General features: G+C 43.9%; 10 protein-coding genes. All 10 read right to left on the bottom strand.

The genetic code is table 11. The features are described from left to right. Positions 1–9: 9 nt before the first annotated feature. Complete coding sequence (locus HMPREF1535_RS04840) at positions 10–1,611, bottom strand: YfcC family protein (protein ID WP_046145447.1); 1,602 nt, start codon at positions 1,609–1,611, stop codon at positions 10–12. Between the two features lie 23 nt (positions 1,612–1,634). Continuing rightward, positions 1,635–4,301, bottom strand: coding sequence for a glycoside hydrolase family 2 protein (locus HMPREF1535_RS04845; protein WP_046145448.1), 2,667 nt, complete (start codon positions 4,299–4,301; stop codon positions 1,635–1,637). 287 nt (positions 4,302–4,588) lie between these two features. After that, positions 4,589–5,365, bottom strand: a complete 777-nt coding sequence (locus tag HMPREF1535_RS04850; RefSeq protein ID WP_010801846.1) for a DUF4469 domain-containing protein — start codon at positions 5,363–5,365, stop codon at positions 4,589–4,591. A 79-nt stretch (positions 5,366–5,444) separates the two neighbouring features. Further along, entirely contained in the window at positions 5,445–7,133 is a 1,689-nt protein-coding gene (locus HMPREF1535_RS04855; RefSeq protein ID WP_046145449.1) for a hypothetical protein, read from the bottom strand. A gap of 100 nt (positions 7,134–7,233) precedes the next feature. Further along, positions 7,234–9,195 carry a RagB/SusD family nutrient uptake outer membrane protein gene (locus HMPREF1535_RS04860; RefSeq protein ID WP_046145450.1) on the bottom strand — a complete coding sequence of 654 codons (1,962 nt, stop codon included), beginning with the start codon at positions 9,193–9,195 and terminating at the stop codon, positions 7,234–7,236. 12 nt (positions 9,196–9,207) lie between these two features. Next, the gene (locus HMPREF1535_RS04865; protein WP_010801842.1) at positions 9,208–12,660 is read right to left on the bottom strand and encodes a TonB-dependent receptor; all 3,453 of its coding nucleotides are present in this window, start codon (positions 12,658–12,660) and stop codon (positions 9,208–9,210) included. 111 nt (positions 12,661–12,771) lie between these two features. Beyond that, positions 12,772–13,761 carry a FecR family protein gene (locus HMPREF1535_RS04870; protein ID WP_007655227.1) on the bottom strand — a complete coding sequence of 330 codons (990 nt, stop codon included), beginning with the start codon at positions 13,759–13,761 and terminating at the stop codon, positions 12,772–12,774. A 74-nt stretch (positions 13,762–13,835) separates the two neighbouring features. Next, entirely contained in the window at positions 13,836–14,411 is a 576-nt protein-coding gene (locus HMPREF1535_RS04875) for an RNA polymerase sigma-70 factor (protein WP_007655229.1), read from the bottom strand. Positions 14,412–14,583: 172 nt separating this feature from the next. Continuing rightward, positions 14,584–16,401, bottom strand: a complete 1,818-nt coding sequence (locus HMPREF1535_RS04880; RefSeq protein ID WP_052716652.1) for a DUF4091 domain-containing protein — start codon at positions 16,399–16,401, stop codon at positions 14,584–14,586. Between the two features lie 87 nt (positions 16,402–16,488). After that, positions 16,489–17,997 (bottom strand): RagB/SusD family nutrient uptake outer membrane protein, encoded by a 1,509-nt coding sequence (locus HMPREF1535_RS04885; protein WP_007655233.1) that lies wholly within the window; start codon positions 17,995–17,997, stop codon positions 16,489–16,491. Positions 17,998–18,003 lie beyond the last annotated feature (6 nt).

Genomic DNA, 18,003 nt, shown 5'->3' on the forward strand with positions numbered 1-18,003 from the left:
AATAAGTGATTAGAATCCATCCAAAGGTATTAAAACTGTGGGAATTAACAATAACATTCCCAGCAAAATAAACAGGATAAGAATGCGGAAAAACCACTTCACCCATATTTCATAAGGTATACGAGCCAATCCGAGCGCTCCCATCAAAACACCGGAAGTAGGTGTGATCATATTGGTAAACCCGTCACCGAACTGGAACGCCAGCACTGTTGCCTGGCGGGAAATACCGATCACATCCGAGAATGGTGCCATAATCGGCATAGTCAATGCCGCCTTCGCCGAACCGGAAGGGATAATAATATTGATCGTAGTCTGGATCAGGTACATAACTCCGAGGGAAGCAATCTTTCCGGCCTCTCCCATCAAAGTTGCCATACTATGCAGGATCGGATCGATGATGCGCCCGTCCTGTAGTATCTGGATAATCCCGCCCGCCAGTCCGACTACCAGTGCAGCCGAAAGCATATCTTTAGCTCCGGTCAGGAACTGGCTGATGATCCCGTCGGCTCCCTCGTTATTGGCAAACCCGGACAACAGTCCCATAGCCAGGAAGATAGCCGATATTTCCATCAGATACCATCCATACCCCATTACTCCTACTACCAGAAAGACAATAGTATAGCCCAATAAGTTCAAAATAAAAAACTGATTTGACTTGCGCAGTCCCAACCAACCGGTCAAAGCAAAAAGGGCGGTAAACACCGGTACTGCCGGAAAACTCACAGCACTCTCTCCTACTTCAAATGTGGTAGAAGGGTAATAGATCGAAAAGCCTGTCAATGAAAGCAATAACAACAGGTAGACAACCCAGGCGGAACGCGTCGTCTTTTCTTCCTGTATCTCTTCGGAAGCAACTTCTCCCTTTTCCCGCCAGTAGGCATCCGCCTCATACATAGGAGACAGCTTCGAATTCTTTTTCACCTTCGCCGCATAACGGAGAACGATAACGATCAGGATAGAAGTAAGTACCACCCAGCAAAACAACCGGTAACCGAAACCGGAGAACAGCGGCAAGTCAGACAATCCCTGCGCAATCCCGATTGTAAACGGATTCAGTATAGCACCTGAAAAACCGACATGTGCCGCCACATAAACCATACAGAGTCCTGTGATAGAATCATACCCCATCGATATGGCAAGCGGCACAATGATGATGACAAACGCAAGCGTCTCCTCACTCATGCCGAATACGGCTCCGAACAAACTGAACAGGATTATAATCAAGGATATCACGACATTATTCACTCCAATCATCCGGAAAAAGCCATATTTCTCCACCTTACGCGAACTACGCAAGAAAGATAGTATCCCGGTATCAATCGCCCGGCTACTGTTCATAATATGGAAAGCTCCCCCGATAATCAGCAGGAAAGCTATGATGCCAGCCTGTTTCTCGAATCCTTCCAGCAACACACCGAAGACCTGCCAGCTCTGCGGAGCGAGATCGACTGCATGAAAGGAGTTATCTACAATAACCGTACGTTCGGTACCATTGACAACCCGTACCTCCCTGGAGTATTCGCCGGCAGGAATGATCCAGGAAAGAGCGGCACAGATCAGGATTACAACAGATATAATTGTGTAAGTATGCGGTATCTTATTCTGTTTCATTCGTTCTTTTGGATTAGAATTGCTTATCTCTGTTCTCCGAACTCAGTCTGCTGTCTTTCCACCTCTTTCAGTTTTAAGGCATTCACTTCTTTTTGAAGACGTTCGACTTCGCGTTCGGCGGATGATTTGCTCATTTGCATATCTGTCTTGCCGGTTACAGTCAGAGGAATAAGAGCGGCCTCCGATTGGTTATAGAGTAACGGATAAACGGCCGGGGTACTTTCCAGTTCAAGTTCTGCACTGATCGGCATCTGGGAGCCTTCCATCAGGACACTGGCTATGACTTTGATCTTCCCCGGTTTCAAGGTAGACTGTACCAGTACCGGAGCAGTTCCCCATTTCACCGGAGCCGGATTTGCCATCACATCGCTTCCTCCCAGGATACGCCCTTCACCTTCGATATGGAACTTGATGAAGTAATTGTTCAGCCGCTTGATGTTGCCTTGCTTATCGGCTACGGCGGCAATAACTGTTACAAAATCAGAGCCGTTTGCTTCCAGGTTCATCCCTTCGTTATCCACCCAAAGCAATAGTTTCTCAGGACGGCGGGCAGGTGTTACTTTATGGGTAGCAACTACTTTTCCGTCTATCAGCCCTTCAGCCAACAGATAAACATCGGCTTGTTTCCGTTCTCTCGACAAGGCTTTATCTATCATAAAATCATAAACATCGGGGAAAGTGATAACGGGCGAAGGCATTCCCTTACGGTTCTTATCCTTCTTATAAGTATATGTTTTTCCTCCTTTGTTGTAAGTCAGCCGCACCTCATCGCAATTGGAATAAACAACCACGTCTTTTCCTGAGAACGGCGTCATTTCGTGTGCTATAAAAACCATCGGACCTGTTTCGGCTATCAGATCAGTCTTCACTGGCGGACGTTGTGCCATAAACATATAATAAGAGAACTTAGGCTGGCGGAATACATCCATGATTCCTCCGTAGAAAGGATCCGGATGATAACCACGCTGATGATCGAACGAATGCCACAAACAACCACCTACATGCTGGCGGGAAGTCTGGAACAAAGCATCATAGCTGGTATAAGGGTAAGACGGAGAAGCATAATGTTGTGCCTGTACCAGCATGGCCTGTTCACCCCAATTGCGGGCAACACGGCTGGGTGAATTATGTGAATTCCAGTCGTCTACGTTATCTCCCCATTCACGGGTGAAATAGGTCTTCGAATCATCCGATTGTTTCAAAGCCCATTCCGCATCTGCATTCCGGGGATGGGTAAAGAGCACCGGAAATACTTCATGACCGCGTGCTTCGCTGTCACTGCCGCAATAGCAGGAAGGATAAGGGTATTCGGCATGCACGATATCATTGGTGTTCTTGGCAAAATCTGCCGGATACCAGGTCTCATTCAGGATCGGTTCCCAAAGCCATACCGAAGGATGGTTACGGTCATGACGCACCAGATTACGTATGTCACTGTAAACACGTTGCGCAAACTCAGGCGCATCGTTCCAGAACTGCCAGCCGGGCGTATTCACAATAACGAACAACCCCAGTTCGTCGCAAGCATCCATAAAGGCCGGGTCTTGCGGACAATGGGCGTTACGGATCACTTCCATACCAGTATCTTTCAGCTTTTTAGCATCACGCCAATGGATACTGTTTGCCACGGCATTGCCCACAACGGCAAAGTCCTGATGACGGTTAGCCCCGATCAACGGTTTATCATAAGGTTTGCCGTTCAGCCAAAAGCCGTCTTTCCCTTTAAACTCAATGCTACGGATACCGATACGGCGTCGATAGCCATCAATCACATTCCCTTCTTCATCACGGATACGAACCAACAGGTTATATAAAGCAGGAGAAGAAGGACTCCATAGCAACGGATCCTTCACCAGCAGTTTATCTGAACTAGTCACAGCCTTACCTGCTTTTATCCTGATCTTATCATTCAGAAAAGCGACCTGTTTGCCATCCGGTTGTTGCAATTCATATTCTACCACACCGGTAAATGCTTTCTTCGTTTCGTTACGAACCTGTATTTTCAACAAAACTTCGGCCGAAACATCCGAGACCTTGTCAAAAGCGACGAACAAGCCGCCTCCGGCAATCTCATTCTCATAATTCGGGTCTGTGATAAAGATGTTGTTATGGGCTACCAGCCAGCAGTCGCGGTAAATTCCTCCGAAATAAGTATAATCCAATACATCCTGTGCCTTTCCGGGAGGATAGGAAGGATCGTCGCTGTTGTCGGTCCAGACTGCAATTACGTTATCTCCGTTCCAGTCCAGTGCCTCTGTCACATCCACCACTACAGGCAGATAACCGCCAAAATGCTCCGTCAGCTGTTTTCCGTTCACAAACACTTTACTCTTACCCATGATGGCTTCGAAATGCAGGAACAGCTTTTTCCCTTTTAAAGCGACATCTGGTGTGAAATGCTTGCGATACCAGGATTCTCCCTGATAGTTGACACAACCGCTGGCTTCTGTCGGCAGGTATTCGATGCCATGTGGTAAGGAAACCACCGTCCAGTCTTTATCATTAAAACCGTTGGCTTCTGCACCAGCCAGACCTCCTTTATAGAAACGCCAGGCAGGATTCATCGAGAAAACCTCACGTCCGGAATGATCCATCCGAAAGAATCCGGAAGTCGAGAACTCCGGTTGATGTGCTGCCCATAAAGGAAGACAGCAAAAAATCGATATAAGATAAATAATTAGTTTATTCATTGTTAATAATTTATATATGTTCAAATGTAGTGATAAAAAAGATATGTGGATAAATACATATATATTATTTATAGATATATTGTATAAATCCACATATCCTTATAAATTTTAGTTTAAGAACTAATTTGTTCCATGCTTGCTACATTACCACTTCCATGTCTGCTACATTACCACTTCCGTGTTTGCTACATTACCACTTCCGTGTTTGCTACATTACCACTTCCGTGTCTGCTACATTACCACTTCCGTGTCTGCTACATTACTTATTCCATGTGATGGAAGAAGCTTTATTCGATCTCCGGACGGTCACCGCCTCCACTACCTGCATTTCCTACTTTTAATATAGTATTAAACTGATATGACCGGGGTTCTTTAGTCAGAATGGTGCTATTACCGCTAGCTTGTGTTGTTACTGTAATAAACCATGTACCTTCAGTTACTTCCGGAGGAAGTACAAATTGAAGTTTGGTAGAAGTATTCGGATATACCTTAGCCGGAGTAATAAATACTGTCTTGGATGAATCGTCAGCATTAGTAAATAAGATACCGACCGATTCTGCGTCGCCCTTCAAAGCGAGCCGCATACCTTGTATAAGAACCATTGAACCAGGATTCAGATGGGAAGCGACCATCTCTGTCGGATCCATTACAGCTTGAATGATAGGACCGACTGCACCGGTTTGTTCATACGCAAAGATAGAAGTGCCTTCGATAGCCTTTTTAGCACCTTCACCCTGAGTTAGATTAACCAATACTTTAAGCCGGTTGGCAGCGATAGGATGGCCTAGGTCCTCAGCGTAAACTACGCCTTGGAGGCCGATGGAGCTTTTAAAGAAACTGGTTACAATATTATAACCTTCAGCCGATGCTACAGAGCATTCTTCTAAGAATGTCTCAACAAAGCTTTTACCATCAACATTCTTGGTAGCAATTTCACGTTTTCTTAAACGTTCAATAATGCCATCGGGTCCTAGAGTGGCTAAAATCTGCGGAATGAGATAATAGTCAGTAGAATCATCTTTTGTAAGGTTGTTAACATGCGCGATCGCTTTAATTTGTGTCATGGTTTTAAAGTTTAATATAAATACTAAGGAAGATAATTTACTGTTAGTAGTTACAAATATATTACTTTTAATTTAACTTTTATAATTCTTTGCCTTTATTATTATTTTTATTACAGATATCTTGCCGGATAGAAACAAATACAATATCATCCATTCTTATTCCATCTATAGGTATCGACCGGGATATGCCAGCTTTCAATGAGAGTGAATTGCTTTTTATGCATTCGCCATTCTTATAAACATCCACTTTATAATGCCCCTTCTTCTGCGCCTTGCAATTCAACTTCAAGGATTGAAGGCGAGCTATCCGGCTACTATCCGTCATCTCTTTTGCTTCCGGGAAATAGATCAAGATCAATGTCTCCTGCCCATTTTTGTTCAGATGGCTCACCTGTACCCCCGGTTCATCCACCAGACAGGACACAGCACCCGATCCGGGTAATCCTTCCCAGATGATATCTTCATTCAGAGATATATTCTTCAGTATCCGGATCAGTTCATTCCGTACGTCCCCCAGTTCCGGCAATTCTTTACGAACTTCCCCGTAACAATAAATGCCGAATCCCTGTGCCGCCCTTTCCAGGGTATGCGCTATAAAATGACGGAACCAGACAGGTGAGTTGAAACGGCCGATACCTATTTCAGAAGGGATCAATATGGGCAACTGATAGTTATATGAATTATTATACCTGTGGTCTAACCCCAGAATAGCTTTATAGCCCCATCCTTTATAGAACATAGTGCCTATCACATCCAGGTTTCCGTCGGCATAGGTAGAGGCGCTTGTTCCGGTCATAGCTACCCGTTCGAGATCTCCGGCTTCCGCTTGTGCTGCATCCAGGTTAAACGATATTATTTTATACGGATCACCCTCATGATAAGCAGAAGTAAATTGTTGCCACCACCAATCCATTGCCTCTTTTTTAAACTGGGCATAATCTGTTTTATTGGTTTTATGCATCCATTCTTTATAAAGTTCAGCCGTTACCGGATTAAAATCGCTTTCATCCAAAAAGCTGAATCCTTCTTCATTTCCTAGCTGGACACCGATAACCGTTTCGTCAAACCTATAATGCCGGGCCAACTGATAAAGCATTCTTCTCATCCTGTAAAAGATTTCCTTATGACCATATACATGTAGCGGACGTACCCCATAATCTAAAATATCCTTGATATTCGAATACAACTTACCGTCCCGCTTCACCCACTGCATCGTATAGTTTGACGAGTCACGGTCATCCAGGTGAAACGTCCAGGCCGTTTCAGGTTTTAATGAAGGAACCCGCTCTTTCTGAGCATGCAGGAACAAGACCCATCCGACCTTCAAGCCCTGTCTTCCGGCCGCCGCAACCACCGAATCGGCAAAAGAATAATCAAACCGGTTGTCAGCCGGCTCTATATCTTCCCAATGCAACATGACATAGGCTGTGTTGGCTCCCATCTCCCGCATATCGGCAAATACCGAATCATAATCGGTATCTTTTTCATAACGGGTATCCCAATAACCAGTTTCAATCGCCTTTACATAGAAAGGTTCCCATTTTCCTTGTTCCTTTACCATATAAACGATTTTCCGATTAGGTAAACGAACCAATGCAGCCGCAGAAGGCACCGTATCCAGCATCCCGATATCCACTATCTCGGCTGAGAAAGGTTTAGCGTGAGTCATAAAAGGTAACGGCTCACTCAACTGGGCAAATGACAAAGAAAGGGACATCCCAAACAAAGAGATGAAAATCAAGCAAGACTTCTTTAAATATGTATTCATGGCATGTAAGATTTAAAATGAAAAGCCAGCCTGGAAATCCGGCACAACAATTGTGTCCTCCAGGCTGGCTAAAGTACTATATTTTTTTCGGATTACGCGTTTAATAACCGATTGCTCCGGCATTTGCTTTCAAAGGCCATCCCGGATTCTGATATATCACAGAGGTTTCCCCGTTTTCCGGATCTGTTGCCGTAATACGGAAATGCTGCATGGCGATCGGACTTAAATAATGGGCATCACACCAGTTGTATCCGTCATAGACCAGGTTCGATGTTTTAACGATCTGGTATGGACGCAGATATTCACTGTTCTTGGGGCTGGACACGTTAGCTGTTTTACCTTCGGTTCCCTCCGGAATCAAAGATGAGTTGCCCTGGCTATCCACATAGTTGTACTGCATCGGCCCCCACAACTTGAATCCTTCCACCTGATAATTCTTAATCTGATCCAGCGCTCTCCAACGTTTCAGGTCGTTCATACGGAAACCTTCTTCCATCAGTTCACAACGACGTTCACGACGGATATTGTATAACAGTTTGGATACCGGCTGGCCCCCGGAGTATACAGCCCAGTCTTTTTCCTTTGCCAGATCGGTGGCTGCTACTGTCATCTGGTAATCTGCCGGCAGACCGACACGTTCGCGAATCGCTTTCCAATAAGAATCGGCTTTACTGTCGATACTGCTTCCGCCATTTTTCATGCAAGAAGCCTCTATATAATTAAGATAGGCTTCTACCGCACGAAAGACAGGTGATCCCTCCACACAATAGTCACCGTCGCGATACCAGGTATGCGGCATTCCTTTACGCAGGCAATAACCTGTTACGGCGCGCACTTCCTGTTTTGCCAGGATATCCGGATATCCGAACGTATCGACGTCGAACAGTTCGCTTAACAGCTCACCCGGTTCTTTCATGAACAGTTGCAGGCGGAAATCACGGTTTGCTTTCACTTCGGCAATCGTATTATCGCTCACATAGTTGGAAGAGGCATAAATCGGAAGGCCGTCCTCACAAAGGAATGTTTCTACAAAATCTCTGGTAAAACCGGAATTACCTCCTCCACGCTGTAAATAATAGCCGGCGGAATGCTTCTCTTTATACTCCATATCATATGTCCGCCAAAGAAGTATTTCCTCATATCCTTCCATACTTTCTGCGGCAAACTGTGCATAATAGGGATTATCCATCTTCTTCCCGAAGTTATTTGCAGTCAAAGAAACATTATCAGCAACTTCGGCAGCAGCTTTCATCGCTTCGTCCAGAAAATAATTGATCTCGTTATCGATGTTGATCGAATAATCCTTCAAATAAGCAGCGGAAGCACCCGGCCATCCAGGACCTCCCGGTACACGGTTCGTACCTTTATGATATGTTTCCCAGCTTGCCTCAAACAGGGCGGTTCTCGACTTCACCAATAAGGCGGCATTGCGTGTTATACGGTTTTTACCGCCAGCCGGATTGTTATTCAATAACATAATAGCCGAATCCAGGTCTGAAATAATAAAATGGGCCACTTCATTTCTCGGACGACGGTGGCTGGCTTCGGTCAAAGCCTCCTGTTCATCCGGCAATGTGTTACGTACAATCGGGAAATCTCCTAAGGTCTGAAGCTTACCCAAGTATTGCCAGGCGCGCATAAAATAGGCTTCTCCGATATAATGCTTAATATTGGCATCAGTCCCTTTTATTTCTCCGTTCTGCCAGCGGGGCACTGCAATCTCCAGGAAATAATTCAGATTTCTTATCTTATCGAAGTTCCACGGGTCATCGCCCCGGCTGGAGAATGATTCGTTTACCCGCCATTCGCCCGGCACCCAACGGTTATTGAAAGAACCTGTTACTTGATTATCGGTATTGTTGTCATCTTTCCATGTGCCCAGATTCCAACCGTCATGAGTCGCAAAACTATACTGTTTGATTGTATAAGCAGCCAGATCGCTCTCGCTCCAGAAGAAAGCTTCGGGCGTGACGTTATCCAAAGGTTCCCTATCCAGAAAATCATTACATGATGTGAAGGAAAATGCTCCTATCAGTATGGGTAAGATATATTTTAGTTTCATAATGTATTAATTTTAGAATGTTACACTTAATCCGGTCGAAACCGTTCTTGACAAAGGATATGATTTGGCAGACTCCGTTACCGCACCATTCCAGTTTCCGTATCCCGAGCCTAATGTTTCAGGATCAAAGCTATCCGGCAAGCCACTGATCGTAAACAGGTTCTCCACCGAAAGGAAGACTCTTAACTTTGACAGCCCCGCCTTATTCGTCAGGCTGGCAGGCAAGGTATAACCTATCTGCAGGTTCTTCAAACGCAGATAAGCCGCATTCTGAAGGTAACGGGTCTGTTTCTTCTGATTCTTTCCGCCATCCAATATCGGACGAGGAAAATAAGCATTCAGGTTCGCTCCCCAGTCGTCACCTTCAGAACGGAAGAAATCCAGATGGTCCGTGAAGCAAGTACTCTGCCACAATCCGCCACTGGCCCCCCAAAACATATTATCGCCTAACCAGTAATCCCGTTTTGCTACGCCCTGGAAAAACATACGGATATCAAATCCATTCCAGGAAGCATCCAGGTCGATACCGAATTTATAACGCGGACTGGAATTACCGATGATTTTCTTATCACCCGAATCGGTAATCGTATTACTGCCCTCATTCACTTCACCGTCGCCATTCAAGTCCTCATACATAATATCACCGGCTGCCCAGCTATTTCCGAATGATTGCTTATGGTTGGCAAGCCAGTCCTGCATTTCTTCATCCGTCTTTGCAATACCATGAGTTACATATCCCCATATTTCTCCGGAATACTGTCCTTCATACCAGGTGTTTAATGTTCCTGTCGGATTTGAATACCGGGTTACCCGCTGACGGTCGTCCGACAGCAAGATATGTGCACCGTAATCGACTTTACCGATCCGGTCCCTCCATGCGATATCCAATTCAAAACCTTTCGATTCCATATCGGCATTATTCGTTTTAGGGACGGTGGCACCCAGGATAACAGGCAATTCAGGTGCCGGTCCTACCATATCCAGTGTTTTACGGTTGAAATAGTCAAAACTGAACGTAAGGCGGTTCTGCAAAGCGCCGACATCGATACCGATATTCCATGAACGCATTGTTTCCCACGATAATAATGTGGAGATCAGATCAGGAGCATTAGCGGTATTGGGTTTCATTCCATTCAGCAACCAATGACTGTTTGCATCGTTCGCTGCGAACTTGAGTAACTGGTAATAAGGATACAAATTGGTTGTATTCTGATTTCCCAATTCACCCCATGAGCCTCTAAACTTTAGATTGTTCACAACATCCGTATAAGGTTCCCAGAATGCTTCGCGTGCAATATTCCAACCGGCAGACACAGAAGGGAAAACATTCCATCTGTTATCGCGGGAGAAGCGGGACGTTCCGTCGTAACGGGCATTTACTTCCAGCAAATAACGTTCTTTATAATTGTAATTGATACGACCGAAGAAACCGGCTGTAGCCCAATGTGAATATCCGCCTTTCGTGATCTTGTCCGTTCCGGTGGAAGTATTCAGGGTCGGTAAATTGGAAGTGATCATATCCGTTCTGGAAGCTCCCAGTTCCCGGTATTTATTCAGTTCCGCCTGGAAACCGACCATTACTTTAAAAGCGTGACCGCCATTAAGTTCCTTGAAATACTCCGTATAAACGTTCGGGTTGAAAAAGTTATTCTTGGTTGCCTGTTCCAATACGGAAGACTGTTCAGCCGGATTTGTCCACGGGTTGTTGTTCACGTCATATTTGGTTACCTGATTCACATCTTTATGTAGAAACTCCGTTGTAGTCCTGTAATTCAGTTCTCCAAAAATCTTCCAGTCCTTAATTGGCTCCAGGATAAGCTGGAACTGCTGGTACAGGTTGTCTTTCTGAGTCTTATAATCTCCACCCTGCAACAAACTTTCAGCCATGCTCATTCCATGTCCGTTAGGATCGAGGAACGGTTCCATAGGCCAGCGTTTTGCGATATTGTGATAGAAAACATTATCATCCACCGCAGAGGGTTTCTTATAATCATTCCGGATAAATTTCGAACTGTAATTGAAACTTAACCAATCTGTCGGCTTGGCATTGATTTTACCGGTAACGGTATAACGTTGCATCTTATCCGTATTAAATTTGAGCAGACCGCTCTGGTCCAGATAATTGGCAGATACATAGAATTGATATTTCTCACTTCCCCCATTGGCACTGACGGCATGTTCCTGTGAAAACGCGGCATTATTAAAATAGATATCGTACCAGTCGTTATTGGAATTTCCCTGCCAATCCCAACGGGTCGGGTTATTAGGATCCGGTACGGTTGTCGGAAGATACGTTCCTTCCTGATATGCTTTAATGCGTTCAAGCCATTCCGGCGTAAAACGTCCGGTTTCTCCCATATTTTCTGCGGCTCGGTTAAAATATTGGGCATAAGTATACGAATCTGCAATGTCGGGCGTATTGATTGCCGAAGACCAGCGGAAGCTGTTGTTATAGTTTACCGATATTTTTCCGGCACTCCCTTTCTTGGTGGTGATCAATATCACTCCAAAAGGCGCTCTTGACCCGTAGATTGAAGAAGCCGCAGCATCTTTCAAAACGGAAACACTCTCGATATCCTGGGGATTCAGCGCATTCATATCACCTTCCATCCCATCGATCAATACCAGTGGAGACGATTTCGAACCATCGCCGATCGTACCACCACCACGAATATTCAGTTTCATATCATTATTCAGTTCTCCTCCGTTTCCGGAACCGGCATACGAGAAATTCAATCCCGGAACCAATCCCTGAAGCGCCTGACTGACATTCGCAACAGGTCTCGATTCCAAGGCTTTTGAAGCAACCGTAGAAACCGATCCTGTAAGATTCACTTTCTTCTGCGTACCGAAACCAACCACAACCACTTCACTCAAAGCCTGCGAATCTTCCTGCAAAACAACATTAATGGAAGTTTGATTACCTACTTTTTGCGTAATCGTCCTGGAACCGATAAAAGAATATTGTAGTATCGCATTCGGACCGCTTACCTCCAGGGAATAATTCCCGTTCATATCCGTAATCGTTCCGTTTGTCGTTCCCTGTTCAACGACATTCACTCCGGCTACCGGCTGGTTCGTCTCATCGGTAACGGTTCCTTTCACCACCTTCTTCTGCGAAGTTCCTGTCGGAGCATTCCGGTTTTCCTTTGAAATACGGATACTCTTCCCTACAATCTCTATCGAAACCGGCTGCCCTTCAAACACCTTGTAAAGGACCTCCCTGATCGGTTCATCCGTGACATCTACAGACGTTTTTTTCTGCATATTCAGATCTGAACTTTTTATCACATACGAATAGCCATTCTGTTTAGTGATCTGCTCCAATGCCTGTTCTATCGTGAGATTTGTTAACTTCATGGAAATCTTTTCAGCACCCTGTGCCGTCACTGTAGAAGAAACAAAGATCATCAACAGGAAAAACAGAAGAAGCGGTTTTTCATAAAAGGACTGTCTTGTTCTCATGTTAATTAATTTAATTGTTTATACAAAGTTTACATTCATGCATAGAAATATCCGTCAGCTGACCGTACGCTCCAGCTTACTACCTATATCTCTATCAAATAAATTGAGTTATTATCTTCTCTTTCTTATCTCAATCGTATCCTTATTATACGTTATAATCAACTTTTTATCATTGTTGATCGCATCCAGCATATCAGGCAACACTTCATGATTTACAAAGGATATATGGTATCTATATTTTTCAATATCGTCATCTTCTATTTTGATGCGGACATTAAATATACGTTCCAGTTCGGCAGCAATCTCTTTCAGTGAATTATCTGCAAAATGGTAATATCCGTCTTTCCAGGACAAATCATCCTGATAGAGCAATTTTTCTTTCCTGGTGGTCTTATTCTTTTTATTATAATGGACCTTTTCACCAGGTTCCATATAAATTCCGTCTTCTTCTCTGACAGAAGGTGTGGATAAACAAACCGAACCTTCATAAAGACGGACTTCCATGGTCGGATCTTCCGGATATGCTTTTACATTGAATACCGTCCCCTTGACATGCACCCCGCATCCGGCAGAATAAACGATAAATTCTTTTTCCTGTTGCCTGGTGACCTCAAAATAACCTTCTCCTTCCAGAGTGACATCCCGGTTGTTTTTATTAAAATGACTGGAATATCGCAATTGCGAACCGGCATTCAACCAAACAACTGTTCCATCGGGCAAGGTTAGTTTACTTTTTTCACCCAGCGGCGCTTCTACGATATAGAAAGATTCTTCATCCTGCATATCTTTCATATTCCACGCCATCCAAGCCGATCCCAACATCAGCAGGAACATGGCAGCGACAACCGCCATCCGCTTCACTGCAAAATATTTCCTATTCCCTTCCGCCAGATCGATACGGGCATTCAGTTTCGCATATTTTCTGCGTGTTTTCTCATCTGCTTTTACCTCTATCCCATCCCATATTTTATGAAGAGCCTTCTCTTTTTCCAGGCTGTCTTCAGTTTGAAGAAACCAGTGCTGGAAACGGAGTTGAACTTCCTTTGGCATATCGTTGCCAAAAAATTTCGTAATAATGGAATATATATAATTTGTTCTCATTCTTAGTGGTGTTACATATATAAGACAGCCAAGTAGCTATGCACACGGAGTCTTATTGAAAAAAAAATATTTTTTTACATGAAAGTGATCACATACAAAACCAAAAGCTTCCTTAAATCACTCATTGCCTGCGAGATGTGAGATTCCACAGTACGTTTGCTAATATTCAACTGTTGTGCGATTTCATCATTGGATAAATGTTCGAACCGGCTCATCTTAAATATTTTCTTTCTTTGAGGCGGCATTTTCTCTATTGACATAACGATGAGCAGTTCCAGGTCTTCAGCATGTATTTTCTCCTCGATCAAATCCTCATAATCTTGTTTGTTCTTCTCGATCTCGATATAGTTTTCTTTAACCAGCAAATGGGAATAATGATTGTATACGGCATTTTTCGCCATACGGAACAGGTAAGACTTAAACGAATCGATCTGGGCAATCGTTTCACGATTACTCCATATCTTATAAAATATGTCTTGTGTTATATCCTCCGCTTCAAGATCGTTTTTAAGCAAGCCACGCAAAAAATACTCGACACGGGGAGCGTACGTCATATAAAGTACTTCAAAGGCTTTACGACTGCCTCCTGCAAGTTCTTTCAAATATTTTTCTTCAATCTCTACATTCATTCCCATAATCACAGATCTCATACCTAAGGCAGTAATAAATATCCCGTCTCTCTAAATAAAGTTCTTTACAAACATAGGGATTTTTTTTTGTTTATAATGTTAAGGGCTCAAATTTTGTTTCTATACTATAGAATAAGTAAAGGGGAAAATCGTTGTCTTCCCCTTTACAGTTCTCATTATTATGTCCGGCAAGTCAATAACCATTTATGATCTTATTCGCTTCTGATATAACCGCCGAAGCGGGAACACTTTCCAATGTATTTTCATCAAACAGGCTCAAAGCCTTATCTATTTTAGCTTTTGCCTGTCGATTTCCTGACAAATTGAATTCCTCTCTCAAAATCCTGATTTTCTCAAATGCCTGAATACCGACAATCAGACGCTCAAAACGCATGGAGGTTCTTGCACCCGGATAGATAAAATAAGTATCTCCTCCCGGCCAGGTATAGAAGCGGCTGTCAAGCAACGGTTCGATTACCCAGCTGTTCAATGCCCAGCGGGAATAACCATCCAGATTTTCTTTCGCCGCATACCAACTGAACCATTCACATTCGGCAGGCGGATTAAAGGTAAATGTATTCGGACGAGGTTCTTCACAACTGGTATAAAAGGTAGTGACTTTACCCTCAGCCCTACGTTTAGCCTTCATCTCTTCTGAATATTTCATCCGCAATGCCACACAGTAATCATCCAGTTCGTCAGACAATTCTTCATGTAAAGCACCGGCTAAAGAAACCTTGAAGTCCGGATCGGCCTTATGTATCACTTTCAATGTTTCCTGCATAACCGCCATAGGACGTTCATCCATAGAAATATGGGTAATATCGAACCAGCCTTTTTCTTTCAAATGAGCAGCAAACGATCTCAGCATAGTTTCCCATATATCTTCATACTCCAGATCACCGGGTTTCATCTCTATAAACTTCAGACTATTGGTTGCCTGGTCGAAATACTGAAAAGATAACCTCCAGGGAACCATCGAATAACAGTTTATTTCCTGCGTTACACCGACACTCATCATAAACTCTATCCACCGGTCGAAAACAGTGTAATCAAAAGACCAGCTGCCGTCTGCCTTCTTCATCCAGGTAATCATCGTTTCAAAATAATCGTACGTTTGCCCATTCCAGGGTTTATGCATGATGGAGGCAGTTATGACCTTTCCTCCTGCCTGGCGATACATCTCCATATAGGGACGCATACAATCAAAATGAGCCTTACTCCAGGGTTCAACCTGATGATAACGTGCTATTGCGAACGGATTTTGCCATAAGTCAAGATGATAAGTCCACTCGGACGGCATAGGTAAGATGCGATCTTTCACATTGATTTTTAAAATAAGTTCCCCGAGTGTTTTATCCCCGTCTTTCAAAATCACTTTGCCCTCATAAATACCAGCCGGACTATCTTGAGGAACCCATACGCGCACCCATCCTCCCTGAGTAGTACGCTCCGGTAAAGAAAGAACTTTTGTCAGGTGATCTATCGGATCGGCAACCAATGACGAATCAAATGCAGCAGCATCCGGACGGGAGCCACATCCCCCCGTTCCATCCTTATTCAGTTCGTCTGTCATTACATAACAAACAAAACCTGACAGCAACCGATCCTGACCAATCTTGCTTTTCTTATTTTTATGAACCAGTTCCGTTACAGAAAAGAATAGACTATGTAAAGGTTGATCACCCCATACAACCCACTGGGAAGCAACACGTTCTCCCTTCCATGCCGTCAGTTCGATCTCTTTACTTATCCGACTGACAGGGGCCGGTTCTTCTTTTTTATACCGTATATCGGTAGAACCCCAACTTACGCTTGTCCCTTTTACATTTTTCCATAATGCCGGATCCGTTGTTGCCGGATTAGGCAATTCTGCATATGTATCTACGGGAAAAGGTGTTTGCCCGGTAGATTGGCCGGAATGAGTGACACCTACCGTCGATTGCGCCTGTCCCTGTATACTAAAACTGATACTTAAAAATATAGCAACTATTATTTTATTCGATTTCATACAAATATGTTTTTACGTTGTTATCAGAGACAAATAAGGCCGTTGCCAGACGGTAACGGCCTTATCCTGTCAACTTATTCCATTCAATTACCAGTCACCATTCTGAGTACACAACAAGTTGGTTTGTATCTCTTTAGCCGGTATGGGCAAATAATAATGACGTTTCTGGAAGCTGGCAAAACGGATTGGGTCCTGCGCTTTCAACTCCTGTTCAAGCAACCCCCAACGGCGAAGGTCATAGAAACGTTCCCCCTCTTTAAAGAACTCGATAGCACGCTGATGGATCAGTTCTTCCTTAACCGATGCAGCATCTGTCTTGCCGGAATAAGAAAGCAAGTTACCTCCACGTGTACGTATCTGGTCTATGTAACCGATTGCCTGTGCCGTATTATTCAGATTCAGTTCACACTCAGCCAATAACAAGATCACATCGGCAAAACGCATGGCACGTTCGTTGATATAGGAAGGAATTGTTTCCACTTCCTGTTCACGGGTTTTGGAATTCTGATATTTAAGAATCCAGTAAGAAGCCAGGTCTTCACCGGATAATACTTCCTGAATAGGCTTCATATAATACATACAGCCGGGATAATCCCAGGCAACAGATGTCAATGTACGATAATCATACTCTCCGTTTGCCGCTCTTTCTTTCCTGAAAATATCCATCATCTTCTGGGTCGGTTTTGCCTCAAACCATCCGCCAACAGCACCTGCCGCATATTCAACAGCAATGGTGGTCGACTGGGCAGAATTGGCTGTTTCACCATTATCCCACTGGTCCGATCCGCCTACCGGCTCATAGAGGATCTCAAAAATACTTTCTGCATTGTTTTCATGCTCCTCATCGAAATTCCAGGTAAAATCATCTACCAGTTTATACGTATACGGAGCTTTAGTCAATGGTTCCAGGGTATTTTTAGCATCCTGCCATTTTTCCATATACACATACAATTTACCTAAATAAGCATACGAAGTTCCCCGTGTCGGCTTCCCTTTATCATTTGCCAAAGGCAGCAGAGAAGCTGACTCGATAAAGTCTTTTTCGGCTTGCCCGTACACTTCTGCCTGGCTCGATTTAGCCAACTGGAAAGTAGCCGGGTCCTGAGAAGCTGTTAACCGCAGAGGAACATCACCAAACTCCTTTGCCAACTGAAAATAATACATGCCGCGGATAAAAAGAGCTTCACCACGAATCTGGTCGATGAACTCTTCTGTAAAATCTTTACCGTCTATTTCTTGCAAAATAGAATTAGCCCTGTAAATAGCATTGTAGAACTGATAAAAGATATTATTTGCCACTGCATTGTTCGGATCATTCGTGAAACGATGCATTGAATATATTTCCTGAATATCATTACGGAACTCAATATCATCCGCACGTGAAATGCGAGTCATCAGTCCACGGGTTCCATAATATCCGCCATTCCAGTTTTTTAGCGGTGTATAACAAGAGGCCATAGCCTGTCTGAAGTCGGCTTCCGTCTTCCAGAAAGTTTCTCCGGTCGGCTTATTCGGATTAGTCAGATCCAGTTTGCCTTCACAACCATTAAGTGCAATGGAAATAAAAACGAATATGATTAATTTTAATGTTTTCATAATGAC

Source organism: Parabacteroides goldsteinii DSM 19448 = WAL 12034 (assembly GCF_000969835.1).
Classification (GTDB): Bacteria; Bacteroidota; Bacteroidia; order Bacteroidales; family Tannerellaceae; genus Parabacteroides; species Parabacteroides goldsteinii.

What these genes read in the sequence shown, in the direction of transcription:
- HMPREF1535_RS04840 (WP_046145447.1), bottom strand. Translation starts at nt 1,611, where the DNA reads ATGAAACAGAATAAGATACCGCATACTTACACAATTATATCTGTTGTA.
- HMPREF1535_RS04845 (WP_046145448.1), bottom strand. Translation starts at nt 4,301, where the DNA reads ATGAATAAACTAATTATTTATCTTATATCGATTTTTTGCTGTCTTCCT.
- HMPREF1535_RS04850 (WP_010801846.1), bottom strand. Translation starts at nt 5,365, where the DNA reads ATGACACAAATTAAAGCGATCGCGCATGTTAACAACCTTACAAAAGAT.
- HMPREF1535_RS04855 (WP_046145449.1), bottom strand. Translation starts at nt 7,133, where the DNA reads ATGAATACATATTTAAAGAAGTCTTGCTTGATTTTCATCTCTTTGTTT.
- HMPREF1535_RS04860 (WP_046145450.1), bottom strand. Translation starts at nt 9,195, where the DNA reads ATGAAACTAAAATATATCTTACCCATACTGATAGGAGCATTTTCCTTC.
- HMPREF1535_RS04865 (WP_010801842.1), bottom strand. Translation starts at nt 12,660, where the DNA reads ATGAGAACAAGACAGTCCTTTTATGAAAAACCGCTTCTTCTGTTTTTC.
- HMPREF1535_RS04870 (WP_007655227.1), bottom strand. Translation starts at nt 13,761, where the DNA reads ATGAGAACAAATTATATATATTCCATTATTACGAAATTTTTTGGCAAC.
- HMPREF1535_RS04875 (WP_007655229.1), bottom strand. Translation starts at nt 14,411, where the DNA reads ATGAGATCTGTGATTATGGGAATGAATGTAGAGATTGAAGAAAAATAT.
- HMPREF1535_RS04880 (WP_052716652.1), bottom strand. Translation starts at nt 16,401, where the DNA reads ATGAAATCGAATAAAATAATAGTTGCTATATTTTTAAGTATCAGTTTT.
- HMPREF1535_RS04885 (WP_007655233.1), bottom strand. Translation starts at nt 17,997, where the DNA reads ATGAAAACATTAAAATTAATCATATTCGTTTTTATTTCCATTGCACTT.